The 23,055-nt window shown below is 49.4% G+C and carries 23 protein-coding genes and 1 tRNA gene; 15 read left to right on the top strand and 9 right to left on the bottom strand.

Translation table 11 applies throughout. The features are described from left to right. Nucleotides 1–22 precede the first annotated feature (22 nt). Genes V4534_06980 through lnt form a run of 5 tightly spaced genes read left to right on the top strand, consistent with a single transcriptional unit; the run spans nt 23 to nt 5,914 of the window. A complete protein-coding gene (locus V4534_06980; protein MES2504603.1) occupies nt 23–1,228 on the top strand; it encodes an MFS transporter in 1,206 nt (401 codons plus the stop codon). Beyond that, nucleotides 1,218–1,790: a DNA repair protein RecO gene (gene recO, locus V4534_06975; protein MES2504602.1), complete on the top strand. Its 573-nt coding sequence runs from the start codon at nt 1,218–1,220 to the stop codon at nt 1,788–1,790. Before V4534_06980 ends, recO begins: the two co-directional genes overlap by 11 nt. Then, nucleotides 1,787–2,479, top strand: a complete 693-nt coding sequence (locus V4534_06970; protein MES2504601.1) for a hypothetical protein — start codon at nt 1,787–1,789, stop codon at nt 2,477–2,479. Before recO ends, V4534_06970 begins: the two co-directional genes overlap by 4 nt. Continuing rightward, on the top strand, nt 2,466–4,289 hold the full coding sequence (locus V4534_06965; GenBank protein ID MES2504600.1) for a serine/threonine-protein kinase: 1,824 nt from the start codon (nt 2,466–2,468) through the stop codon (nt 4,287–4,289). The genes V4534_06970 and V4534_06965 overlap by 14 nt, the downstream gene beginning before the upstream one ends. Then, nucleotides 4,289–5,914, top strand: a complete 1,626-nt coding sequence (lnt, locus tag V4534_06960; GenBank protein ID MES2504599.1) for an apolipoprotein N-acyltransferase — start codon at nt 4,289–4,291, stop codon at nt 5,912–5,914. The genes V4534_06965 and lnt overlap by 1 nt, the downstream gene beginning before the upstream one ends. Here the strand turns inward: lnt and V4534_06955 are convergent. Then, nucleotides 5,892–8,126, bottom strand: a complete 2,235-nt coding sequence (locus V4534_06955) for an ankyrin repeat domain-containing protein (protein MES2504598.1) — start codon at nt 8,124–8,126, stop codon at nt 5,892–5,894. The genes lnt and V4534_06955 overlap by 23 nt on opposite strands. A gap of 30 nt (nt 8,127–8,156) precedes the next feature. Here V4534_06955 and prfB point away from each other — a divergent pair, with 30 nt between their 5' ends. Beyond that, on the top strand, nt 8,157–9,245 hold the full coding sequence (prfB, locus tag V4534_06950) for a peptide chain release factor 2 (GenBank protein ID MES2504597.1): 1,089 nt from the start codon (nt 8,157–8,159) through the stop codon (nt 9,243–9,245). On the opposite strand, the gene V4534_06945 is transcribed toward prfB, so the two are convergent. Then, complete coding sequence (locus V4534_06945) at nt 9,195–10,076, bottom strand: enolase C-terminal domain-like protein (GenBank protein ID MES2504596.1); 882 nt, start codon at nt 10,074–10,076, stop codon at nt 9,195–9,197. The genes prfB and V4534_06945 overlap by 51 nt on opposite strands. 57 nt (nt 10,077–10,133) lie before the next feature. Between V4534_06945 and V4534_06940 the strand changes: the two genes are divergently transcribed. After that, nucleotides 10,134–10,697, top strand: coding sequence for a PAN domain-containing protein (locus V4534_06940; GenBank protein ID MES2504595.1), 564 nt, complete (start codon nt 10,134–10,136; stop codon nt 10,695–10,697). Here the strand turns inward: V4534_06940 and V4534_06935 are convergent. The 7 genes from V4534_06935 to V4534_06905 all read right to left on the bottom strand — a co-directional run bounded on the left by V4534_06935 (nt 10,594) and on the right by V4534_06905 (nt 15,225). Continuing rightward, nucleotides 10,594–11,745, bottom strand: a complete 1,152-nt coding sequence (locus V4534_06935; GenBank protein ID MES2504594.1) for a transporter substrate-binding domain-containing protein — start codon at nt 11,743–11,745, stop codon at nt 10,594–10,596. The two genes, V4534_06940 and V4534_06935, sit on opposite strands and share 104 nt — an antisense overlap. Nucleotides 11,746–11,785: 40 nt before the next feature. Continuing rightward, nucleotides 11,786–12,049: a type II toxin-antitoxin system RelE/ParE family toxin gene (locus V4534_06930; protein MES2504593.1), complete on the bottom strand. Its 264-nt coding sequence runs from the start codon at nt 12,047–12,049 to the stop codon at nt 11,786–11,788. After that, nucleotides 12,046–12,267 carry a hypothetical protein gene (locus tag V4534_06925; GenBank protein MES2504592.1) on the bottom strand — a complete coding sequence of 74 codons (222 nt, stop codon included), beginning with the start codon at nt 12,265–12,267 and terminating at the stop codon, nt 12,046–12,048. The genes V4534_06930 and V4534_06925 overlap by 4 nt, the downstream gene beginning before the upstream one ends. A 47-nt stretch (nt 12,268–12,314) precedes the next feature. After that, complete coding sequence (locus V4534_06920) at nt 12,315–13,943, bottom strand: S8 family serine peptidase (GenBank protein ID MES2504591.1); 1,629 nt, start codon at nt 13,941–13,943, stop codon at nt 12,315–12,317. Between the two features lie 77 nt (nt 13,944–14,020). Further along, nucleotides 14,021–14,096: transfer RNA gene (locus V4534_06915), tRNA-Lys, on the bottom strand. 308 nt (nt 14,097–14,404) lie between these two features. Further along, the gene (locus V4534_06910; GenBank protein MES2504590.1) at nt 14,405–14,818 is read right to left on the bottom strand and encodes a MaoC/PaaZ C-terminal domain-containing protein; all 414 of its coding nucleotides are present in this window, start codon (nt 14,816–14,818) and stop codon (nt 14,405–14,407) included. Then, a complete protein-coding gene (locus V4534_06905) occupies nt 14,815–15,225 on the bottom strand; it encodes a hypothetical protein (GenBank protein ID MES2504589.1) in 411 nt (136 codons plus the stop codon). Before V4534_06905 ends, V4534_06910 begins: the two co-directional genes overlap by 4 nt. A gap of 14 nt (nt 15,226–15,239) precedes the next feature. On the opposite strand from V4534_06905, the gene V4534_06900 reads away from it, so the two are divergent. The 8 genes from V4534_06900 to gyrA all read left to right on the top strand — a co-directional run. Then, on the top strand, nt 15,240–15,935 hold the full coding sequence (locus tag V4534_06900; GenBank protein ID MES2504588.1) for a prolipoprotein diacylglyceryl transferase family protein: 696 nt from the start codon (nt 15,240–15,242) through the stop codon (nt 15,933–15,935). Beyond that, nucleotides 15,932–16,252 carry a 50S ribosomal protein L21 gene (rplU, locus tag V4534_06895; protein MES2504587.1) on the top strand — a complete coding sequence of 107 codons (321 nt, stop codon included), beginning with the start codon at nt 15,932–15,934 and terminating at the stop codon, nt 16,250–16,252. The genes V4534_06900 and rplU overlap by 4 nt, the downstream gene beginning before the upstream one ends. Beyond that, nucleotides 16,242–16,499, top strand: a complete 258-nt coding sequence (gene rpmA / locus V4534_06890; GenBank protein MES2504586.1) for a 50S ribosomal protein L27 — start codon at nt 16,242–16,244, stop codon at nt 16,497–16,499. Before rplU ends, rpmA begins: the two co-directional genes overlap by 11 nt. Next, the gene (gene gap, locus V4534_06885) at nt 16,496–17,500 is read left to right on the top strand and encodes a type I glyceraldehyde-3-phosphate dehydrogenase (protein ID MES2504585.1); all 1,005 of its coding nucleotides are present in this window, start codon (nt 16,496–16,498) and stop codon (nt 17,498–17,500) included. The genes rpmA and gap overlap by 4 nt, the downstream gene beginning before the upstream one ends. After that, nucleotides 17,497–18,678, top strand: coding sequence for a phosphoglycerate kinase (locus V4534_06880; GenBank protein MES2504584.1), 1,182 nt, complete (start codon nt 17,497–17,499; stop codon nt 18,676–18,678). The genes gap and V4534_06880 overlap by 4 nt, the downstream gene beginning before the upstream one ends. Before the next feature lie 45 nt (nt 18,679–18,723). Beyond that, complete coding sequence (gene brnQ / locus V4534_06875) at nt 18,724–19,866, top strand: branched-chain amino acid transport system II carrier protein (GenBank protein MES2504583.1); 1,143 nt, start codon at nt 18,724–18,726, stop codon at nt 19,864–19,866. Between the two features lie 26 nt (nt 19,867–19,892). Beyond that, nucleotides 19,893–20,447, top strand: coding sequence for a hypothetical protein (locus V4534_06870; GenBank protein MES2504582.1), 555 nt, complete (start codon nt 19,893–19,895; stop codon nt 20,445–20,447). 41 nt (nt 20,448–20,488) lie between these two features. Continuing rightward, a partial coding sequence (gene gyrA, locus V4534_06865; GenBank protein ID MES2504581.1) for a DNA gyrase subunit A occupies nt 20,489–23,055 on the top strand: 2,567 nt, incomplete at its 3' end.

The raw sequence follows: 23,055 nt of genomic DNA, 5'->3' as shown, positions 1-23,055 counted from the left end.
GGAAAAGCTACACAAAGGCCCAATGAAATCATTTCTGCTCACTTTCGTGGTGGCTGCCTTGGGCTATTTCGTAGATGTTTACGACCTAATTCTCTTTGGTGTCGTGCGCATTGAAAGTCTCCGAGCCATTGGTATTTCAGAAAATCAGATTTTGGATTCCGGCATTCTGTTAATGAACGCTCAGATGGCCGGAATGCTGTTTGGGGGCCTGTTTTGGGGCATCGCCGGGGATAAAAAAGGCCGAACATGGGTCATGATGGCGTCCATTCTGATCTACTCGCTCGCCAATATCGGCAATGCTTTCGTCAGCACCTTGAACACTTATGCCATTTTAAGATTTGTTGCGGGCTTTGGGCTTTCGGGTGAAGTCGGCGCCGCGGTTACCCTGATCAGCGAAACCGCTTCTGCAAATCGTCGCACCTTGTGGACCACCTTGTTAACCAGCTTTGGTCTGCTCGGCGCTGTCGCCGCCAGCTTGGTCGGTGATTACTTTCATTGGCAGCTCGCCTACATTGTTGGCGGCAGCATGGGGCTATTGTTGCTGCTTTTGCGATTCAACGTGCTTGAATCCAAACTTTTTGAAGCTTCGCCGGCCAAAGATCGGGGTCGGGTTTTGCTGTTATTGCGTTCGCGGCAAACGTTTATGCGCTATTTGGCTTGTATTTTGGTCGGCGTGCCAGTTTGGTATTGCGTAGGCATCTTAATGGCTCTTGCTCCGGAATTGCGTCAGGCACTGGGCACCAACTTAGGCATCTCAGCAGGCAAAGCCATCATGTATTGTTACATTGGATGCGCCGCTGGTGATATGGTCAGCGGGTCCTTAAGCCATATTACCAAATCTCGACGGGGCATTATCGGGCTCTTTTTGATCATCAACGCTTTTTTAGTGACGTTTTACTTAAATTCTCATTTTTTGACCGCGTTTGAATTTTATGCGCTTTGCTGCGCCATCGGCTTTTTCGGCGCGGGCTATTGGTCGGTATATGTCACCATGGTGGCCGAAAATTTTGGCACGAATATTAGGGCCACGGCGGTTATTACCGTGACAAACTTTATGCGAGCGTCGGTGGTTTTGTTAACTTCTGGGCTTCAGGCGCTTCATGGAAGCTTTTTCACATTGCCACAGAGCGCGCTGATTATCGGAACAATTGTATTGGTTTGCAGCCTATTTTCTTTGGCCTATTTAGCTGATACATTTGGCAAAGAGCTCGATTACAGTGAACTTTGATGACATCATTATCACCTCCCTGGTGCGCTATGGCGAGGCCGATTGCATTGCGCGGGTGCTAACTCGTGAGCATGGTAGATTAAGCCTGTTTTGCCGGGGTGGCCTGAAGCCTTCCAAAAGGCGGGGGAGCATGATCCAAACCCCTGCGCGCGGGCGGGCGGCTTTTAAATTAAAAGAAGGCGCTGGGCTGTCGACTCTTTCTGAGCTTGATTTAGGGTCTTACACCAGCACACTCGCCAGCAACCTACGCAGCTTTTCGCTGTCAGCTTATGCCTGTGAAATCACAGAGATTTTTGTTCCTGAGCACGACCTAGCGCCGCTGATTTTTGAAACTCTAGATGCCTTTTTGAACCTAGCTGCCACCACCGAAATTACGACTAAAGATATTCGTCACTTTGAATTTAAGCTGTTAGAAATCTGCGGGCTTTTGAGCGAAGAAGTTGCACACGAGACAGACCCGCGTAAAATGGCTGATATTTTCGCCTGGCATTTAAAACAACATAAACAAACACCCTTAAAAAGTCTGGCATTTTTCAAGCAAATTGGTACTAAAGTTCCATGATTCTTCTCAGTTTAGCTTTGCTCTCAGGGCTAGTCGTTTTCGGCTTGATTTGGTCCAGCTTCAGTTTTATTGCGGCCATTATTCCAGCGGTCATCGTGACACTGGTTGTCTATTTTTTTGCTGCACGAAAAATCGCACTGGGAGCCCAAGCTGAGATGATGGCAGCTGTGTCAGAGATCCAAAAAGGTCGCATCGATCGCGGCATTGCCCTGCTTCAAGACGTCAAAAAACGTTACGGCAATTGGCAATTTTTTACCGCCAGCGCCATAGATGGCCAAATCGGTAGCTTATATTTTATGCGCCAAGATTTTGGACGCGCACGACCTTTTCTGCAAAAATCATTCGCTAAACATTGGAGCGCTCGCGCCATGTTGGCCATTTTAGCGTATAAAAATAAAGATTATACCAAGATGGACAAAGTGTTTGAATCCGCCACCAGATATTCGGCTAAACAAGGCTTGCTCTGGAGCCTATGGGCCTATTGCCATTGGAAACTGGGTCACAACTCTAAGGCCATTGATATTTTAGCAACCGGTCAAAAAAAGCTCGGCGATTCAGATAAAAATCTCATCGCAAACTTAAATAACTTACAAAATAATAAAAAAATGAAAATGACTGGGTATGGTCAAGAATGGTATCAATTCCATTTGGAGCCGATGCCTCAGCAAGTGAGATATGTCAGAAGATAATTTGACCTGCAGCCACTGCCAAGCAGAACTGACATCTGGGCGCTGCGAAGTTTGCGGCACCTGGGCGGATACCAATTTCCTTGGCAAAGCCAAAAAAAGCGTGGGCATTCACCCAGCTTTGGCAAAACGTTACGCGGTTTCCAAAGACTCCAGCTCGAATTCTGGCAATGTTTCAAAACCCGAAGTACTAAAACCCGCCAGCAATGGCCCCCTGCCCGGCATACCTGGATACGACCTAATCGACCTAATCGGCAAAGGCGCCATGGGCTCGGTTTACAGCGCTAAGCATATTGCATCCGGACGACAAGCAGCCGTCAAAATCTTATCCTCCGAGATGTCATCTCGGGCCGATTTAGTGGCTCGCTTCGAACGCGAATCTGCCGCCTTAAGCTCCCTACGACATCCCAATGTCGTTGCAATTTATGACGTGGGCAATGCCTCCAAAGTTCACTACTTTTGCATGGAATATGTGGAAGGTACCACGCTTCGGCGCTGCCTGAAAAATGGCCCGCTGACGCTGCAACAGACCATCGGTTATATGCGGCAAATCCTGCGAGGCCTGAAAGCGGCACATGACCGCGGCATTATCCATCGCGATTTAAAACCAGAGAACGTTTTGGTCGAGCAAGGCACTGAACGCGTCGTGTTGGTAGACTTCGGCCTGGCCGGGCTCCTCAACGAAGCCACAAACCCGCATCCTAACTTAACCCGCAGCCGCGTGACCATGGGGACCGTGAATTACATGGCGCCGGAACAGCATATTGATGCCAAACGCGTCGACCAACGTTCCGACCTATACTCGGTGGGCGTGATGTTCTACGAATGCATCTTGGGCGATCTACCTCTGGGACGATTTGCGTTGCCGTCCGAACGACAATATCCCGCACCAATGACTCTTGACGCCGCTTTATCCAAAGCGCTGTCCAGAGAGCCAGAAAAAAGATACCAAAGTGCCGAAGAGTTCAGCCTGGCTTTAGATAGTCTGGAGAAGGACTTGGCCAACTACGAAGCGCCCGAGAATTCTACTTTTGAAAGAATCTATTATTCGCCAAGGCAAGAGCAAACCGAAAACCCAACCCAGTGGGCCACCGTACCCCCTTGGGTAAGACGACCTGGATTTTCCTTCGGCGCGATCGCTTTAGCGGCCGGCCTGATTTTAGGCATCATGTTGGCTAAGAGAAATCCGCTCGAAGTCGTGATTTCTCAAAAGGGCGCAGAAGGTATTTATACTGGCACCGAATTTGAGGCGCTCAAAAAGCACTGGAAGAGCGAATCGCCCGTTTGGGAAACCTACACCAAAGAGATTAAGTATTTAGCCAAGCAAGGCAACGCCGGCCATTTCAGGCGCGATATCTCGCTTTTAATCGAGCAAGATGTGCCTTCTCCCGGCCCATGGTCTGCCAAGATTTCCTTGGAAAAATACAAATTACCGATGAGCGCATCTAAAGTTCACCACATGGCTCGTGAACGCCTGGGTGGTGAACCAGAGCCTGCAGCTGGCGGCGTATTTTATGTTACTACCGATGCTTCGAGAGTATTAGGCGTGCTCGCCTTTGCGGACGGTACCTGTGCGGTCTCCGAATTTAAAAAAATCGACGGCATCTTAAAACTGGTTCAGCAAATTCAGGCACCGTGCAAAAGTAAGAACTTAGTGCTTCAGGCCAAGCTTGAATCCGATGCCGGGCGCTTTGATGCATTCGTGGAAGATAAACCGCTGGCATCGATTCAAGTGAAAAACTTAAGCGATGATAAATGGCAACGCGCCTTGGGTTGCCGTAATACCATCTGCGTTTTCGAGCCTGTTTTGTAATGATTTTGGCACTGCTTTCCAGCCTATTGATGGCTCTAAGCCAACTGACCCCGCTGGGATTTTTAGTACTGGTTGGCTACGTGCCTCTGATCTTAGCCACGCATCGCCTCCCTCCGGGCAAAGTTTTTAAACTCGTCTTTGCCGCGACCGTTGCTCAGTACTTAGCCACACTCTATTGGCTAACCATCACCATGAATGTGTTTGCTCATCTGCCTTGGGTGGTGAGTTGGTTTGCGCTCTTTTTATTGACCATGCTGATTGCCTGCTACTTGGCGGGGGCTGCGGCTTTGGCGCGATACTTGAGTATTCGACTTGGGTGGTCTTATTTTGCTCTGTTTCCCGTGACTTTGTGCGTCACTGAATACCTGAGAGATTATGGCTTTATCGGATCGTTTCCCTGGGGGGCATCTGCGTATTCACTGCTGAGTGTGCCGGTATTATTGCAAGGCGCGTCGGTTGGCGGCGTTTTTGGCCTGGTGTTTTATGTCGGGCTCGTGAATGCAGGCATCGCTTCTGTTATCGTGCGCCGAAAAATGTGCTGGGGGGCATTGTTTGTCAGCGTGGCGTTGGTGGCCTATGGCCTCTCAAGGCTTTGGTCATACCAACCTGAGACCCAAAAAAACGTCAAGGTTGCTTTGCTGCAAGGCAATATCGAGCAAGGCATCAAAAATCACGCGCCGCAGTATGGCGATGAAATCTTGGAGCGCTACAGCAACCTGCAAAACAAGGCTGTCTCGCTCGGCGCGCAAATCGTCATTTGGCCTGAATCTTCTTATCCTTATCGATTAGACATGCAGCGGCCGATTTTGAATAACCTAGGTACGCTCGCGCCGGTGAATATCATCAGCGCCCTGGGCACTGATGCCCAGCGGGATTTCTACAACACCGCTTACGTGCTCGATCAAAGCGGTACGATTTTAGGGCGCTTCGATAAAAATTACTTGGTTCCCTTTGGCGAGTACGTGCCTTGGCCCTTTGGTTACGTGGTCGAAAAAATCGTGCCCAATTTAGGCAGCTTTGCGCGCTCGGGTGGTTTTAAAACGGTAATGGCAGATGGCATTCCCTTAGCGGTAACCATTTGTTACGAAGGCGTGTTTCCGGTGATTGGCCGTGCTTTCGTTGCTGAAGGCGCTGAGCTATTAATCAACGTCACCAACGATGCTTGGTATGGGGTGTCAGCTGGGCCTTACCAGCATCTGGGCATGTATCAGATGCGCTCGGTAGAAGTTGGGCGAAGTTATGCTAGAGCGACCAACACGGGCGTATCGGCGTGGGTGGACTCCCGAGGGTTTATTCACCAGCCGACCAATTTATATGAGGAAGCGCTGGTACTAGCCGAAGTGCCGCTTTCCAAAGAAATCACCATTTATCAGCAAGTGGGCGATATTTTTCCGCTCAGCTGTTTGGCCATTTTGCTCATAGGCCTGATAATTTCCCGAAGACCTAGTACCAAAGGGCAATGGGCAATGGCCTTGATCGGCCTCGCGATTATTTTGACTTCACACGGATATTTTGCAGGCGATAAAAAAGCATTCGATGAATCGGCATATACCAAAGACAGCTTGTTTATTATTCTAGGCCTGCTCATTGGCCTTCGCGTTTTTACAGATCGTCGAAAAAAATAACATGCCGGGCGAGGGATTTAGCCTGCTCATCGCTCAAAGCACGTTTGGTATCACGATAGAAAGTTTGACTCTGTTTAAGCGCTTTGGCTGCCAAATCTAATTTTTGCTCGTTAAGCAGCTTAAGCTCAGCCAAAACTTCTGTCGCGCGCTGAACTTCATAATCGTTAAAAGCGCCCGGATAACTCGAAGTCTCAGGTTGCCAATGGCGTTCATAGGGAGCGAATGCAGGCTTGTCTTTAAGCAATTTACCAAGGCTAAACATAAGCTCTGGAGGGTGCTCAGCATGAAGCCCCAACATGCTGAAATCTCCGCGGTCGACACGAGTGGAGCATGGCACAATAATGCCTAAGCAAAACATCAGCACTATGACGGCAGCTGGCTGCAAAGTTCCGTCTTCCTGCAGCGTTAAATCGTAGAACTCGTTTTCATTGCACCCTGGAGGTCTTGCTTCGGCCAATAAACTCGCCAAGTCGGCTGCGGGCATTTTGCTTAAATGCTGCCAAATTCGACTGGGTGTGTACTGATCATAGAATTGTTTCAACAGTTCCTCTTTGGTCGTGGCATTGCCAACCAACGGATCGGTATAGGTGAACTCCATGTTGGACACGCCAACTTCTTTGCCGATGGTATGAACCAAATGGCCAAATGAATGTGCGTTGATACTTCTAAACTGCGAGGATATTTCGATCAAAATGGCGTGCCGCAAACTCTCCAATTCTTTTAGTATTTTGCCTTGCGCCTCGGTGGTATTTTCTCTCGATGGAAACAGAATACCTAGGGCTGTTTTGGTTTCGTAAAATTGTCGTGTGCCGCAGTGCATGCCCCCTTGAGCTAGTGTAACCAGCACGGTTCGTTTATCGGCAAGCGAGACATTTTTATCTTTCAGTTTGGCATGAATATGGGTCAACATGGCGCGCAAGGTGGCGTAAAATTGCGTTCGCTCCTCTTTACACTTGGGAACGCCTGCCATTTTCTCTCGTTCGGTCTCAACATTTTCGAGTAAACCATCCAGGTGTGATTCGATTTGTGCAGCCGTAAAAGGCACGGCGCGCTCTTCAGAAATAAGGAAAGTCTCGTCCATTTTGAAAACTTCCCGAAAACAGGCCAACACCGATTTACGTAGGGACAGCTCTGGCTTAGAACGAAGCCGCTCGAAAAACGTCTTTTTAACTTTGGGGATGCTGACCGGCAGGCCATCCAGCGGTGAAGATGCCTTGATCTGAGTGTGGTCAACCTTTGCAAAAAACAACGCTGCCTCTTCCGGATGTAAGTGCAGCCGGTCTGTAAAACCTCGATGGACGCTTGCGACAACGCTGTCTGGTGTGTTTTTGGGCACATTAATAAAAATACAGGCGCCCTGGCGTGCGAGCTCAGCCGCCACCTCGTGATGCCCAGCCTTGATGGCCTCAAACAACGCCGTGCCCATCTTGGCGCCCATTCTCAACAATTCCCCGATAACCTCAAGCGAGCCAAGTTTGGCCGCGGCGACAAGTGGCGTCACAACCGCTGAACTCGGACGATTGACGTCAAAACCCCGTGCTACCAAATCCCTCAAAATCTGCACGGAATCTCTTCTAATCGCTTCTCCCATCCATACGATCTGCAATTCTCTCTCAATCACCAGCGCCGTTGCTTCTTGATAAGAAATGCCCAGATGTTTCATCACCAGCTCGGTGTATTCATTCAGTCTCCACGTATCGCCCATCTCCGAAAAAGCAGGATAAGAATTTAAAAGCTTGCTTACCTGAGGCAACTTTTCATTGGGCGGCGTGGTCTCTGGCCAAGCGAGCGCTGCATTGAGTCGAGCGATCAGCGATTTATCCGCATCAAAACTACCTGGTGAAAGTTCATAGGAGGCAAATCGATACACCGATTGAGCATAATCAATGCCAAGAGAAATCATGGTGTCCACTCTTGGGTCTTCCACGCGTTGCGCTTTATGCAGCTGCTTTAGCGCCAATGAGCGTTCAGCCAGTTTGATAAACTCCAAAACAGCCTGCGCGTATTGCCGGTCCTGTAAAAAACGAACCCCTGTTTTAAAAAATTTCTCTTCCAAAGCGCTGACATGATCGAGCCGGCGAGGCGTTTTCGGTAGCTCTAACCGATTTCTAGGCTCTTCCTCAAAAACATTGCCATGAACAACGGGCACCGGCCTTTCAGCGGGCTGAGCATGCGCTAGGAGGGGATTTAGTCGAACAGGAAAAACGGGCATAAGGAGAGTGCTTTTTCTCCGAACGTTTTAATGATAGACTCGCATTCCCTTATGGATATCCACCGGCTCCAAGAACGCATCGAAGCCTTAGAAAAAGCGTTCGACATGACCAAAAAACAGGCACGAATCGCCGAGCTCGACAAACTTGCCGAGGCTCCCGACTTTTGGTCTGATCAAAAAAAATCTGGCCTGACGCAAAAAGAAAAATCTCAATTAGAAAGAGAAGTCTCACGCTTTCAAGCAACCAAACAAGCTATCTTAGACTGCGCTGAGTTCATCGAACTCGCAGGCGGCAACGATGAAGAGCTCAAACAACTTGAGCCCGAATACCAAAGCCTAGAAGCGACTGTTCACAACCTAGAAATCCAGCGCATGCTGTCCGGTCCGAACGACACCAACAATGCTATCTTAAGCGTCAACGCCGGCCAAGGCGGTGTCGATTCACAAGACTTCGCCGAAATGCTGCTACGCATGTACACCCGCTACGCCGAACGCCGAGGCTATCAAGTCGAGCTGATGGACCTAGCCCCCGGCGAAGAAGCTGGCATCAAAAGCGCCACCATCTTGGTCAGCGGCGAGCACGCCTATGGCTATTTAAAAGCCGAAATCGGCGTTCACCGCCTAGTCCGTATATCTCCCTTCGATTCCAACGCCCGCAGACACACGTCTTTCGCTGCCGTCTGGGCGATTCCCGAAATCGACGACTCCTTCGAAGTGGACATCAAACCCGAAGACCTCCGAGTAGACACCTACCGAGCCGGCGGCGCGGGTGGCCAGCACGTCAACAAAACCGACAGCGCGGTCAGGTTAACTCATATTCCAACTGGTTTGGCGGTGGCCTGTCAAGCGGAGAGAAGCCAACAGAAAAACAAATCGACTGCGATGAAGCTTTTGAGATCTCGCTTGTATGATTTAGAAATGAAAAAACGGCTTGTCGAAAAAGACAAAGCCGAAGCCGAAAAACGCGAAGCTTCCTTCGGATCACAGATCAGAAACTACGTGCTAGCACCATACCGCATCGCCAAAGATTTAAGAACCGCACACGAAGCCGGCAATGTGGACGCCGTTTTAGACGGAGAAATCCAACCGTTTATCGAAGCATTTTTGATGCAGCAGTAAATTAACCCACCCGTCTTCGGCTTTAAAAGGCGGGTCGATTAAATCTTCTTCAAACCAACGATAGGTTGAAAGGCCGGCGGCCACCGGGTTTTGATTACAGCTGCTAGCCAGCAAGGCGAGCCAGCTTAGGGAATAGCCGCTTTCGAAGGCGGAGCAGATTGCGACTTCTATACCCCTTCTCTGCGCTGTATCGATGCATTCGAAAACAGATGCCAAATCTGGCATTAAAAACGGCTTTAGAGCGTAAGTTTTAACGCCGGCCAATTCAGGCACACCACCTGCCCACTCTACCAGCGATTCGTCCAGCGCCACAGGCATACTGGTAGCTGCATAAAAAGCCGGAATATCCTTGGGATTTTGGCATGGCTCTTCAAAGTAATCGATGTTTAAAAACCCAAGCTGTTTAGCAAAATCGATGGCTTCGCTCAAAGAAAATTGGCGATTGGCATCTAAGCGAATTGCAATCTTCGAGTCTATTTGCTGACTGATCTCACGCAGCGTTTCCAGCTCTAACTCTGGCGAGCGGCCCACTTTAAGTTTCAGCGTTTGAAATCCCTGCTCTGTCAAATTCAGAGCCTCGGCAACAGCTTTTTGCCCTGTGAAATCAATCATCCCAGCGATTGGAATCTTATCGTGCCGAACATTAAACCCACTGGGATCAAAATCAGCAATCTCCTGTGCCAACTTTCGCGAATCAATCACCTCTCCGAATCCAAAACGCCCCTGCACCAGCTCGCCTTTATATAGATACGGATCACTCGAATGTAAGAGGCGACGCTTTAAGTTCAAAGGCCGCTTGAGTTTCAAGGCAAAACGATAATTTGGATACATGAATAGATCCGTCATTCGACTGAGGCCAAATGTTTAGAGCGCAGAGTAATAAATAATATGCGGAAAAAACTCAACTATCTTCTACTATTTATCACTCTTTGCCCATCGCTTTTAAGCGCCTCAGGCACCAGCGCAGAGGCAAATGTGGACAGACCCGGCGCAGATTACGCGAACTTCGACGTCCCTCCCGACTATGTTTTTTGCCAAGCTGCCTGCGAGCAAGATGATCGTTGCCAAGCGTACACCTATGTTAAACCAGGCTTTCAAGGCACCAACGCCAAATGCTGGCTTAAATCGGCAGGTCCTAACAGACTCAGCTCCGAAGGCTGCATTTCTGGCGTGAAAGAATCCACCAGAGAACTTGGCTGGAACAGAGCCGGCAATAGCTATTATAAATTCGACATGAAATGGAACTCAACGCTCGATGATTGTCGTGACTATTGCAAAGCCGATATCCGATGCATGACCTATACCTACATGCACCCGCATTATGAGGGACCAACCGCTCGTTGCTACCTCAAAAACCGCTACTCACGCCCGGTGATGAATGCTGCTTGCGACTCAGGCGCTCTATTTGAACGTGATCACTGGAGCCAGTCGCCGGCACAAGAACAGAAATAGGAACCTGCTCAGCTCCGCGTCGCCAGTCGAGAAAAATCTCGCGAATGGAGCCGTCTTCGATCAACTTTAACAGTTCAACATTAACCCGAGAAAACTCAGACCGCACAGCTTTTGAAAAGGCAAACCCATAGTGCATCACTTCGTAGTTGGTCTCAGTCACAATGATTTTGGACTTGGGGTGGAGCCGCAAGTAATAAAGCAGCTCCACCCGGTCTCCGACCACAGCCTTGACCGAACCGTCGGCCAACTTTGAAAACGCTTGTTCATAATCTGGCGCCATCAGAGGTTCGGCCTCAAAACGCTCTTCCACCAACTTGGCGCCAATTTTGTTCGCTACAGCAATCGGGGCATTTTTTAGTGATGCAGGACTCACCGCACTTAAATGCGGCAAGCTCGCCACGGTAAAGAAGGTCGTGATCCCCGCGGTTAGTGAAGACGCCATAACTATGCCTACCAGCATCCAACCCATGGATAGTATGCGCCCTGCCCGCGTAATGGGAACCTTGTCGCCATAACCGACCCCCATCATGGTCACCACGGTAAACCAAATAGAATCCCCAAGCCCTTTGCCGTGGTCCTTAGAAAACTGCTCGGCATTTACCCGACGCTCCGCACGCCAGACGAAAAAGGCCACCAACAGCACCAAAAGCATCGTCAAGGCAATAGATCCCGCGATCGGCCCAAGCTTTTGGCGAATCCGTCCCAAAAGCGTGACATCATTCTCTGGCACCGCCATGCCGAAAGTAGCCCGATAATAAGGTTGCGTGAGAAGTGCGTTCTTCGCCAAAGAAGAAGTGATCGCAATCGGCCCCACCAACACATCGAGCCTTTCTTCTCGCAAAAGCCTGGCGGCATCCTCAAACCGAGCAATATACCTCGCGTCATATTGAAGCCCAAGATTGCGAGCAATCATCTTCCAGACATCTAAACTAACGCCTTCGAAGGCGTTTTCCGCATGCAAGACATAGGGCGCATGCCCAACAACCCCCACCCGTAAATGCTGTCCCCAAACACAAGAAGAGATTAAACAAAAAATAAATATGCGCATTCCAATACAATACCCTTGAGGGCGCTTTCACATCTCCAGATCATTCATAAATATCTTTTCGATGCTTAATCGCCACAATAATCACCATCTGATTTCGAGGCTCGATCCGATAGACAATCCGATAGTCCCCGACTCGCAAGCGTCGGTGGCCCTTCAAACTATAACGAAGAGGCTTCCCAAACCCCACCGGGTCAATCGTTAAACGTTCTTCAATCGCACGTTTAATAGATGCCTTAATATTGACAGGCAAAGCAGGGATATGCTCACTGACAACATCGCCGAGATACCTAATCTGGTAACTCATTTCCAAGCTTCATCATGCGAATAGGTTTTAGACCCGGCGGAATCCAGTTTGTCAGCCAATGCAGAAAGGAGGAAATCTTCGCGCCTTTCCAAGGCCTCCAAAGTTAGCTCTTGCACAATGCTTGAAACGGATTTGTTTTCTTTAACCGCCAATTCACTCAACAAAATAGCGGTTTCTGGCTTAAAGGTCGCATTAATCCTAGGGTATCTAGTGGCCATTCTTAAAGTGTATCACTTATGCATCGAAAAGACAACTTGCGCCTTACCTATTCCAATACAGTTACAGTAACAGAGTCCGCGCCCGGAAATAGTAGACGGTAAGTTCCGGCTAAGGCCGGGATAAATTCGCCCGAGAAGATGCCATCGTAAGCTACTTCGTCGCCGTTTTGGCCCAAATCGTTAAGCAGGTTGTCCACGCCGACATCTTTTTTTAAGCCCAGATGAGTCACTTGAATGGGCGTGTTGATTAAACTCAGCGCAGGTTGAGAGCTTTTCGCGCAGTTAATCTTCAGCATCGCCAGTGGCAGTTTTTGGCGAACGCGCATAATTAACGTGCTGGATTTTGGCTGGATCCGGCGGCGTAACACCTGATTATTACAAGACAAACTGCCGCGGCCATCTTGGTCTATCATCCTTAGGCGGCGACCGGATATCAACCCATCTGTGGCAGCCTCGGTGAGTGTGCCGCCGGCAATTATAAGGTTTTTGATCGAGACCCAGTCCATGTCTGTATTCGTTGCCAAAATGCTACCAATGACGCCCGTGACGAACGGGGCCGCCATCGAAGTACCGCTTAGGTAATCATACACTTGACCGGGGATAGTGCTTAATATGTCTGTGCCCGGAGCGGCCACATGTACGGAATGGGGACCATAGTTAGAGAATGACGCAAGGCGATCTTGCGCATCGGAAGCTGCAACCGATATCACGTTACTCAGCTCGATGTTGGCGGGGAATGACCCGACTGCGTCATTGTTGTCTCCAATATTACCTGCGGCTGCAACAAACAAAATGCCAAGTTTTTGATGGTCACGCACGGCATCGGTGAAAGCACGAGACATGCCACCGCCCCCCCAGGAATTATTGGTCGCCACCATCTTAACGGGGTTTCTAGAACGTGCTGCCAGCGCCGCGAAATAGTCCATGCATACAATCGCGCTCGCTGTGTCGCCCACGCCGTTTTCATCCAAACACTTACAAGTAATAATTTTCGCCTTTTGTAAAACGCCGGATACGCCCAGGCCGTTATTTCCCTCTGCTGCAATAATGCCGGCTACGTGGGTGCCATGCTGATTGTCATCCATCGGATCGCCCTTGCCAGTGGCGGCGTTGATGCCGTGAATATCATCGATATAACCGTTATCGTCATCGTCCATCCCATTCCCCGGAATCTCCAAAGAGTTGGTCCACATATTGTTGGCCAGATCGAGATGTGTATAATCCACTCCTGTATCAATGACGCCAATGACAACATTTGGTCCATTAGGTCTTAAATCCCAAGCCAGCGGTGCATTGATATCCGAATCAATCGTACCACCGGTTTGACCGGTGTTGTGCAGGCCCCATTGGTATTTAAAGAATGGATCGTTGGGGAGATCGAAAGCCCGTACCAAATAATTCGGCTCGACATAATCAATGCGTGGATCCTTAGCATAAGTCGAAATTGCCTGATCAGTGGTAACACCTTCGCTTAATATGCCGGCCAGCAAACGTGAGGTTTTGGCTAAACGTTTTATCCGAGAAATACCTGCCGTTTTATTTAAATCACTAAGGTCGCAGGGCTCGTAAAACTCTTTGCATTTAAGCAACACAACGCCCGGTTTAACCTCGGGTTGCCCAAACGCTACAGACGTCATCCCAAACAAAGCCAAAAAGCTAAATAGCGAAACTGCCATATTTTATCTCCTGGTTTCGAAGATAAAATATAATTAGAATTAAATGTTATTTAAGCTGCTAATATTTCAAGTTAAAATGGTGGGCCCGGTGGGACTTGAACCTACAACCGCCGGATTAAGAGTCCATTGCTCTACCAATTGAGCTACGAGCCCGCACCGCTGCGGAATCTGCCTGTTTAAGAAAATCTTGTCAAGAGCCGGGCGAAGGCGTCAGACACTCATCTTTACTTAGAGGTGCCAGGTTCTCATCTTTGTACCAACGAGTTTCAAAAATACCATCGGATGTTTGACGGACACCTAGGACCCGCAGGGTTCGAACCTGCCAGCAGCCCGGACAATCAAGGCCGCCAACGGCGGGTGCCGATGGTCCGGGCGGGGTGGGGGAACGATGAGGGAACGGGGATGGATTGCTTCGCTTCGCTCGCAATGACGCGCGGGTTGTGCGTGGGGCTGGACCCGGGTCAAGCGTGCGATGACAAAGTGCCGGTGACGGTGCCTTTTAGGATGACATCGTGATTTTGGTTTTCCACCCAGATATCTATCTCGTAATTATTTTGGCCATCTTGTTCGTATTCTTTACTAACAACACCTTTGGCCGTTAGCATATCGCCCGGCCAAATAAGTTTTTGAAAAGTGGCAGTCATCTTGCTGATCTGAAAATCGGGCAAGTGATGCAGCAGCGCTTGTTCAACGTACGCGAGCGCCAGCTGAGGATGCGCGCAAATGCCGCTGTAGCCGTTGCTACGTGCGATGGTGTCGTCCACGTGCATAGGATTAAAATCACCGGTTGCCGCAGCAAATTGAGAGATCTGCACCCTGGTAATCGCTGATTTGAGCAGAGGTGCAATCAAATCGCCTACTTTAATTTGGCTCATGTGGCGCTCCGGGAAAAACCACCCGAAACCGCCCAGATTCTTTCGGTTAAGAAGATTTCTTTGGAGCCTTGGGAGCCGGCAACGTTTATCACCACAAAGGCGATCGGCTTTTCACCCGCTTGTTGCTCGTATAGATCTTTAATCAATGTTTCTATGGTCATCGTTTGCTCTAAGACCGGTTCATTAAAAATAGAAATGGTCTCACGCGTATGAAGAATATTCTTGGGTGTCAGGTGCAAAGCATGCAGAGCGCCTTCGTAATCGCCAAGGCCGGATAAAGCGGCATATCTCAGGGTCTGAGTATCAAAATCCAGGCTCGCTTTGGCAAAACGCTCGATAAAGTCTTGGTGCAGGACCTGCTCTGAGGTTTTAACAACCGTTCCAATCAACTCCATGAGCTTGGGCATAGGTTCAGCTTACCATGGGTTTAATAGTGGCTTTGACTATTTATTTTCTCATGACATTTATAGCCTATTTTACTGGCTCCTGCGTGTTCGCTTATGCTGCTTACAAAGACCACCGGCCAATGTTCGCAATCGCCAAGGTCTTGTTGCTGATTGTGGTTTGCAGCATCCTTGGCTCAAAGATCTTTCACGTTCTCTTTGAAGCGCCCGGGCACATAGCACCTGATGGTACGCTCATACGAAGCTTATGGGAATTAATGCAAGCAGACCCTTGGCATGCGTTTAGGCTTAACGACCCTGGCTATGTATTTTATGGGGGTTTAGTTGGCGCGCTTTTCGTGGCTTTGGCTTACCCAGGATATGTTAACTATACAGCCAAAGCGCTGGCATTGGGTTTAAGCATCGGACGCCTGGGGTGTTTTTGGACCGGGTGCTGCTATGGCTTGGCAGAGATTCCAGTGCAATTAATGGAAAGCGGGTTCATGCTCTGGCTATTTTTCAAAATAGACCGTTTGGATGACCTGCTTATTCGATATAGTCTCTGGCGTTTTGGCGTGGAATTTTTAAGGGCCGATGAATCTCGCGGCATTTGGGCTCTAGGACTATCCACCTCACAATGGATTTCTTTAGGAATCTTAGGGGTCTTGGCCGGACGTGCCTTGACAAGCGCCTTCAAATCCAGTCAGATGCCGCAAACAAGGATTCAAACATGACCTATGCCATTATTGAAGCCGCAGGAAAGCAGCACCGCGTTTCCGCTGGCGAAAAGCTAAAGCTTGATCTCTCGAGAGATACCCAAATTGGGGACAAGATCACTTTTGATCGCGTTCTCATGATCGGTGGAGAGCAAATTCAAGTAGGCACTCCCATGATCTCCAATGCAAGCGTTCAAGCAACTGTTTTGAGCACAGGCAAAGACAAAAAAGTCATCGTGTTTAAGAAGAAGCGTCGTCAAGGCTACCAAAAAAGCCAAGGCCATCGCCAACATCACGTAGAAATTTTGATTAACGAGGTTCGAAGTGGCTCATAAGAAAGGACAAGGATCGACTCGAAACGGTCGTGATTCCAACCCAAAATACCTTGGCGTGAAGAAATCAGACGGTACTTCCGTACTTTCTGGCAACATTCTCGTTCGCCAACGTGGTACACGCATTAAGCCTGGCAAGAATGTTGGTTGCGGTCGCGATCACACATTGTTCGCTTTGGTTCATGGTGTGGTTAAATTTGAACGCTCCGCTGGTGAGCGCGTTTTCGCGAACATCTATCCGATCGTATGAAGCGCATAGCGATTAATGGCTTTGGTCGCATCGGACGTGCGGCCTTGCGGATAATTCAAGAACGCGAAGACCTTCAGGTGGTCGCCATCAATGATCTAGCTGATCTAGACACCATGGCATACCTGCTCAAATACGACTCAGTGCATGGCCGTTTTGATGGCAAAGTTCAGGTTGAAGCCGAAGGCCTGACGGTCAACAATCGCTTTATCAAAGTCACGCATCAAAAAGACCCCGCTTTGCTTCCTTGGAAGTCTCTAAACGTCGATGTCGTTTTGGAGTCCACAGGTCATTTCTTAAGCCGTGACAAAGCCGCTTTGCATTTAGAAGCTGGCGCCAAAAAAGTGCTCATCAGCGCGCCTGCGCACGGTGAAGCACCTGATGCAACCATTTGTTACGGCGTTAACCACTCAGTGTTCACACCTGACATGCAGGTTGTCTCCACTGCGTCTTGCACGACCAATTGCATTGCACCGATCGCAAAAATTTTACACGACAATTTTGGCATTAAGAAAGCCTCGGTCACCACCGTCCACAGCTATACCAATGACCAACATATTTTGGACTTGGCTCACAAAGACAAGCGCAGGGCTCGTGCTGCGGCACTTTCGATGATTCCAACCACCACCGGTGCCGCAAAAGCCGTGGCCTTGGTATTGCCAGAGCTCGAAGGCAAGTTTGATGGCATGGCCATTCGTGTGCCAACGCCGAATGTCAGCTGCATCGATTTGGTGGCGGTTTTGTCCAAGGATACTTCCGCGGCAGAGCTTAACGCGAAGTTCCAAGAAGCTTCACGCACCTACCTAAAAGGCATCCTCGGCTACACCGAAGATCCAGTCGTTTCGGTTGATATGAACGGGACCAAAGAGTCCTCGATCGTTGATGCAGGCTGCACCAAAGTGATGGGCGGCAATTTGGTCAAAATACTTTCCTGGTACGACAATGAATGGGGCTTTGGTAATCGCGCCGTCGATCTTCTTTCACTTCTGGCAAAAGCGTGCTGACACAAATTGACGATCCTAAAATCGACTGGCTCGGCAAACGCGTGTTTTGCCGGTTGGATCTTAATGTCCCGATGGATGCAAATGGTCATATCACCGATGATTCACGCGTTAAGGCCAGCCTAGATACGGTTTCCTACTTGCTCGGCAAAGGCGCTCGTTTAGTTGTGGCCAGCCATCTGGGCAGACCCAAAGGCAAAGCCCGGGCTGAACTTTCATTGGAGCCGGTGGCAGCCAGATTGCAAGGCTATCTGGATCGGGAAGTCATCTTTGCTCATGACTGCATTGGTGATGGCATTAAACGCCTGATTTCTGAGCTCAAGCCTGGCAGCTTGCTCATGCTGGAAAATTTACGCTTCCACTCCAGCGAAGAAAAGAACGACGAGTCTTTCGCAAGACTGCTGGCACAAAGCATTGACGTTTATGTGAATGACGCTTTCGGGGCCGCTCACCGCGCGCATGCTTCGGTAGATGCCATCACCCGTTTTGTACCGATCAAGTGCATCGGCTTTCAGTTTCAAAAAGAAATCGAGCAGCTAAGCTACTTAATGCGAAGCCCCCAAAAGCCTTTTGTGGCCATTTTGGGCGGCGCTAAAGTGGGCGACAAAATCGGCGCTTTGACGCAGTTACTTAATAAAATCGACACCTTGATTATCGGCGGCGCGATGGCTTACACCTTTTTGAAAGCCAAAGGCCAAGACATTGGCAAGAGCCGCTTTGAAGAAGATAAGCTGCAAATCGCATCCATGATATTGCAAAAGGCTTCGAGCCTTGGCGTTCAAGTGATTTTGCCGGTGGATCATATTGCCGTCAACGAATTTGCTGAAGATGCGACTGCACATCCGGTTCAACAAACCATTCCAGAAGACATGTTTGGCATTGATATCGGCTCCAAAACGCTTTCAGAATGCGAAAGAGCCATACATTTTGCCAAAACCATCTTTTGGAACGGGCCTATGGGCGTGTTTGAATGGGAATCTGGCTTTGCGGGCACGTTGGGCATTGCTAAAGCCATCGCTGAAAGCAGCGCCTTGAGTGTGGTTGGCGGCGGGGATACTTTGGCGGCCCTTGCCAAAGCTAAAATCAATAGCGAAAGCATTCAAATTTCGACCGGTGGTGGTGCAAGTCTCGAATATATTCAGGGTTTAGAGCTACCAGCACTCAGCTCTCTCTCCAAATAGCACACCCATTGCCAAACCTTGATCGGGTTGGTAATTTCACCGGCTATGTCTAGAACATTATCGACTGGTGTTGCGATGTTTGCCATGCTTTTCGGAGCCGGCAATGTGGTCTTCCCTTTAGCCTTAGGAAGAGATGCAGGAAATAGCGTAGGTTGGGCCTTGGCAGGTTTCTGCCTCACAGCCGTCTTGGTTCCTCTGCTTGGGCTCGTCTCCACGGTATTGTATGATGGTGATTATCGCAAATTTCTAGGCCGCGTGGGTGCAGTGCCCGGTGCGATTTTGGCTGCAGTCTGCATGGTGTTGATTGGCCCTTTTGGCGCAATTCCTCGGTGCTTGAACACGGCTTTTGCCGCGACCAAATGGTATTTCCCTGATTTTTCACTGCTTTATTTCAGCTTGATGGCTGCTTTGATTGTTTTCTTTTTTGCGCTGAGACAAAACTCAGTGGTTGATTTGATTGGGAAGTTCTTGGGGCCGGTTAAATTGCTGCTGCTGCTTTCTATTATTGTCATTGGTGTTTTCTGGGTGCAGGGAACGCCTGCTGAAGTGAACATGCTAGCCACAGATGCTTTACTCAAAGGCGTGATCGAAGGTTATGGCACCATGGATTTGCTTGGTACCATCTTCTTTGCTGGTCTTATCTTGCGAAGTCTTAAAAATGGCTTAGGCCCGGATGCTGATTACAAAGTGCTAGCCATGGAAGGCTTGAAAGCTGGCGTGGTGGGTGCACTGCTACTCGGTGTGGTCTACGCAGGCTTTTGCTTGGTCGCAGCATTTCACGGTCCAACGGTGGCTGACGTAGGCCGCTATGAGCTGCTGAACGCTTTGGCGCCTTATATCTTAGGCAAACATGGCGGCATGTTGACCAATGCTACCGTAGCGATTTCTTGTTTGGTAACCGCATTGGCGTTAACCACTGTATTTGCTGAATACCTGCAAAAAAACCTGTTTCGCGACCGAATCAGCTACTTGGCGGCTTTAATGATCACCACAGGCATTACTTGCGTGATGGCCAACTTGGGCTTTGCCAACATCATGAGTTTAATCGTTCCTGTGATCGTGGCTTGTTACCCTGCCTTGATCGTTTTGGCAGTTATGAACATTCTGTATAAGTTGTTCGATGTTCGGATTGTTAAAGTGCCTGTTTTTGCCACTTTAGCTATCACTATCGGATTAATGATTTTCTAGGCGTTTTACAGTAAGATGATTAATATATGAAAAATGCATTAATCATCTTAACTTTAATATTCTTAAGCTATGCACAAGAAAGTTCACATGCAGACTTTTCGGTACTCAGCACACCAGCTTCTTGGACTTTGTGCGAACCACCCTTGGCCAACGACTCGGTCAGCGTAAAACGCAAAAAATATGTTTGCGAAATCGAAAAGTATCTTCCCCTGGTGCAAATCGCCCTACAGGAAACTAATACTTCCGAGCGAGAACAGGCAAAGATCCTGCATCAACTTAGGCGCGATATCGGCAAACGATATAAAGATCTGACCCCCGCCTGGTTAAGGCAAAATATCTACTGCCGAAATCACCATGTCTATCAAGACCCACTGGGTCCAACTTATGAACATCTTACTGCGAAAGGCAAGAAAGACGCCGAAATCATTGCTTCTGCAGCTCGAACCGGCGGCAAAGATATTTTATTGGACAATTATTATGCAGTAAAAATGGTAGAACTAGCCGATCAGTTGGATATAGGGCATAGGCTCAATTATCTTTGGTCTTGGGTGCCAGGCAAAAGCTGCCCTTATATCGAATAGCGCATTGTCTTTCAGGCAGATATATCCTAGCATCTGGCCCTATGTCAGACATTACCCAGGTCAGTATTGCAGAAGAACTGCGAACCTCATTCCGTGACTATTCGATGAGCGTCATTATTGGACGTGCTCTCCCCGACGTGAGAGATGGTTTAAAGCCTGTACATCGACGTATTTTATATGCAATGTTTTCGGAAGGCCTACTGTCTTCCAGAAAGTTTAGTAAATCTGCCGGGGTTGTCGGGGAAGTACTCAAAAAGTACCATCCCCATGGTGACGCGCCTGTGTATGAAGCGATGGTTCGTATGGCTCAGCCGTGGAACATGCGTGAACTCTTGGTTGATGGCCAAGGAAACTTCGGTAGTGTCGACGGTGATCCGGCCGCTGCGTATCGATACACCGAAGCGCGCTTAACCAAAATCGCCGAAGAACTTCTTCGCGATATCGAAAAAAACACCGTAGATTTCATTCCCAACTTTGACGGTACTGTTGAAGAGCCATTGGTATTGCCCTCCAGAGTTCCCAACTTATTGGTTAACGGATCCGAAGGGATTGCTGTTGCGATGGCAACGAGGTGCCCACCACACAACTTGGGCGAAATTGTCACCGCTTTGCTTGCTGTAATTGCTGAGCAATTCGAAGACGGCCCGGTTATCGATAATGCCGCTCTATTCGAAATGGTTCCAGGACCAGACTTTCCGACCGGTGGTTTCATCTGCGGAACTGCGGGCTCGCGATCGGCACTTGAAACCGGCCGCGGCTCGGTGATTATGCGCGGTAGAGCCAACGTCGAATACAACGAAAAAGCTAAACGCCAACAAGTCGTTATCTCCGAAATTCCCTTCCAGGTAAATAAAGCCAGGTTGCTTGAGCGCGTCGCTGAACTCGTTCGCGATAAGCGCATTGACGGCATTACCGATATTCGTGACGAATCCGATCGCGATGGCATGCGGATCGCCATCGATTTGCGCCGAGATGCCATGGGCGAAGTTATCTTAAATCAGCTTTATGATTTGACCCCGCTGCAAAGCTCGTACCCCATCAACATGTTGTCCATCGTTCATGGTCAGCCAAAGACTTTGGGTCTTAGACCGCTTCTAGAAGAGTTTATCGCCTTCAGAAGAGAAGTCGTAACACGTCGCAGCCGGTTTGAATTGGAAGAGGCTCAAAAACGCTTCCACATCATCGCAGCGCTATTAATTGCCTTGGATTCGATTGACCGTGTCATCGAAATCATCCGTTCATCCAGCAACACCGAAGAAGCGAAGAAAAACCTCTGCGCTGAAAAATTCGCAGGTGCCGCTAAGATCGCTCTGTTTACCGGATCTCCAACCGACCAAGTCGCTTTCTGGCTAAATCAAGGTTTTGCCCAGTTGGACGAAACCCAAGCATCAGCAATTTTAGAAATGCGCCTCTCCAGATTGGTAGGCCTGGAACGTGACAAGCTCGCCGGTGAAGGCGAAGAGCTGCTCACGTTGATGACCAGACTCAGAGAAATTCTAGCGAACTTGAAAGTCTTGATGGGTGTCATCAAAGACGAACTGACCGAAATCAAGACCCAGTTCTCGACCCCAAGACGCAGCATCATGATCGGTGGTGTTGGCCCCATGACCGACGAAGACTTGATCCCCGAAGAAGAGATGCTCGTCACGATCTCCCATCAGGGCTATATCAAGCGCGCGCTTTTATCCAACTATCGCTCTCAAAAGCGCGGCGGCAAAGGCAAGCAAGCCGTGGCAGCCAAGGACGAAGACTTCATCGAAGATGCCTTCTCCGCGTCAACCCACGCCTTCTTGCTAGCATTCACCAATATGGGCCGCGTTTTCTGGGTTAAAGTTCACGAACTGCCCATGGCCGGCCCGCAATCCAAAGGTCGACCGATCGTTAACTTGATCCAATTGGCCAAAGACGAAAAAGTCCGCACCATCATGCCAGTCCGTCACTTCCCAACCGTAGAAAACGAGCGTTTCGTGGTCACAGTGACTAAGCAAGGCAAGATTAAAAAAACCGACCTGCTCGCCTACTCCAACCCTCGCACCTCAGGCCTAATCGCCTGCGGCATCGAAGATAATGATGAATTGGTCAGCGTCAAAATCACCAACGGCACCCAGCATTTGGTGTTGTCCACCAAGGACGGCATGGCTATCCGCTTCGAAGAAACCGAAGCCAGACCGATGGGCCGCCAGGCAGCCGGTGTACGTGGTATTTCCCTACGCAGAGCCGATGAAGTGGTCAGCATGGAAGTATTGGCTGAAGATGCCAGCCTGCTAACCGTCACCGAATTCGGCTACGGCAAACGGACAGATATCTCCGAATACCGCTGCCAATCCAGAGGCGGCATCGGCCTTATCACGATCAAGGTAGACGACCGCAACGGCCGCGTCGCTGGCGTGATTCAAGTCAAGCCAAACGACAACGTCATGGTCATCACCGATGGCGGCACCCTGATCCGTATGCGGGCAGGCGATGTCTCAGAAATCGGCCGTAACACCAAGGGTGTCAGGCTGATCTCTGTAGATCGCAACGATAAAGAGCGCGTAGTTGCAGTATCTAGAATCGCAGAAGAAGTAGATGAGGTATTGGAAGCCGAAGATACACCAACTGCCGAGTA

It is taken from the genome of Myxococcota bacterium (assembly GCA_040387835.1).
GTDB lineage: Bacteria > Myxococcota > UBA727 > UBA727 > JABDBI01 > JAZKCZ01.
This window is presented reverse-complemented; position numbering and strand designations above follow the sequence as displayed.

Excerpts from the sequence above, each read along its gene's own strand:
- V4534_06980 (MES2504603.1), top strand. The coding sequence starts at position 23 with ATGAAATCATTTCTGCTCACTTTCGTGGTGGCTGCCTTGGGCTATTTC.
- V4534_06970 (MES2504601.1), top strand. The coding sequence starts at position 1,787 with ATGATTCTTCTCAGTTTAGCTTTGCTCTCAGGGCTAGTCGTTTTCGGC.
- V4534_06965 (MES2504600.1), top strand. The coding sequence starts at position 2,466 with ATGTCAGAAGATAATTTGACCTGCAGCCACTGCCAAGCAGAACTGACA.
- lnt (MES2504599.1), top strand. The coding sequence starts at position 4,289 with ATGATTTTGGCACTGCTTTCCAGCCTATTGATGGCTCTAAGCCAACTG.
- V4534_06955 (MES2504598.1), bottom strand. The coding sequence starts at position 8,126 with ATGCCCGTTTTTCCTGTTCGACTAAATCCCCTCCTAGCGCATGCTCAG.
- prfB (MES2504597.1), top strand. The coding sequence starts at position 8,157 with ATGATAGACTCGCATTCCCTTATGGATATCCACCGGCTCCAAGAACGC.
- V4534_06945 (MES2504596.1), bottom strand. The coding sequence starts at position 10,076 with ATGTATCCAAATTATCGTTTTGCCTTGAAACTCAAGCGGCCTTTGAAC.
- V4534_06940 (MES2504595.1), top strand. The coding sequence starts at position 10,134 with ATGCGGAAAAAACTCAACTATCTTCTACTATTTATCACTCTTTGCCCA.
- V4534_06935 (MES2504594.1), bottom strand. The coding sequence starts at position 11,745 with ATGCGCATATTTATTTTTTGTTTAATCTCTTCTTGTGTTTGGGGACAG.
- V4534_06930 (MES2504593.1), bottom strand. The coding sequence starts at position 12,049 with ATGAGTTACCAGATTAGGTATCTCGGCGATGTTGTCAGTGAGCATATC.
- V4534_06925 (MES2504592.1), bottom strand. The coding sequence starts at position 12,267 with ATGGCCACTAGATACCCTAGGATTAATGCGACCTTTAAGCCAGAAACC.
- V4534_06920 (MES2504591.1), bottom strand. The coding sequence starts at position 13,943 with ATGGCAGTTTCGCTATTTAGCTTTTTGGCTTTGTTTGGGATGACGTCT.
- V4534_06910 (MES2504590.1), bottom strand. The coding sequence starts at position 14,818 with ATGAGCCAAATTAAAGTAGGCGATTTGATTGCACCTCTGCTCAAATCA.
- V4534_06905 (MES2504589.1), bottom strand. The coding sequence starts at position 15,225 with ATGCCCAAGCTCATGGAGTTGATTGGAACGGTTGTTAAAACCTCAGAG.
- V4534_06900 (MES2504588.1), top strand. The coding sequence starts at position 15,240 with ATGGGTTTAATAGTGGCTTTGACTATTTATTTTCTCATGACATTTATA.
- rplU (MES2504587.1), top strand. The coding sequence starts at position 15,932 with ATGACCTATGCCATTATTGAAGCCGCAGGAAAGCAGCACCGCGTTTCC.
- gap (MES2504585.1), top strand. The coding sequence starts at position 16,496 with ATGAAGCGCATAGCGATTAATGGCTTTGGTCGCATCGGACGTGCGGCC.
- brnQ (MES2504583.1), top strand. The coding sequence starts at position 18,724 with ATGTCTAGAACATTATCGACTGGTGTTGCGATGTTTGCCATGCTTTTC.
- V4534_06870 (MES2504582.1), top strand. The coding sequence starts at position 19,893 with ATGAAAAATGCATTAATCATCTTAACTTTAATATTCTTAAGCTATGCA.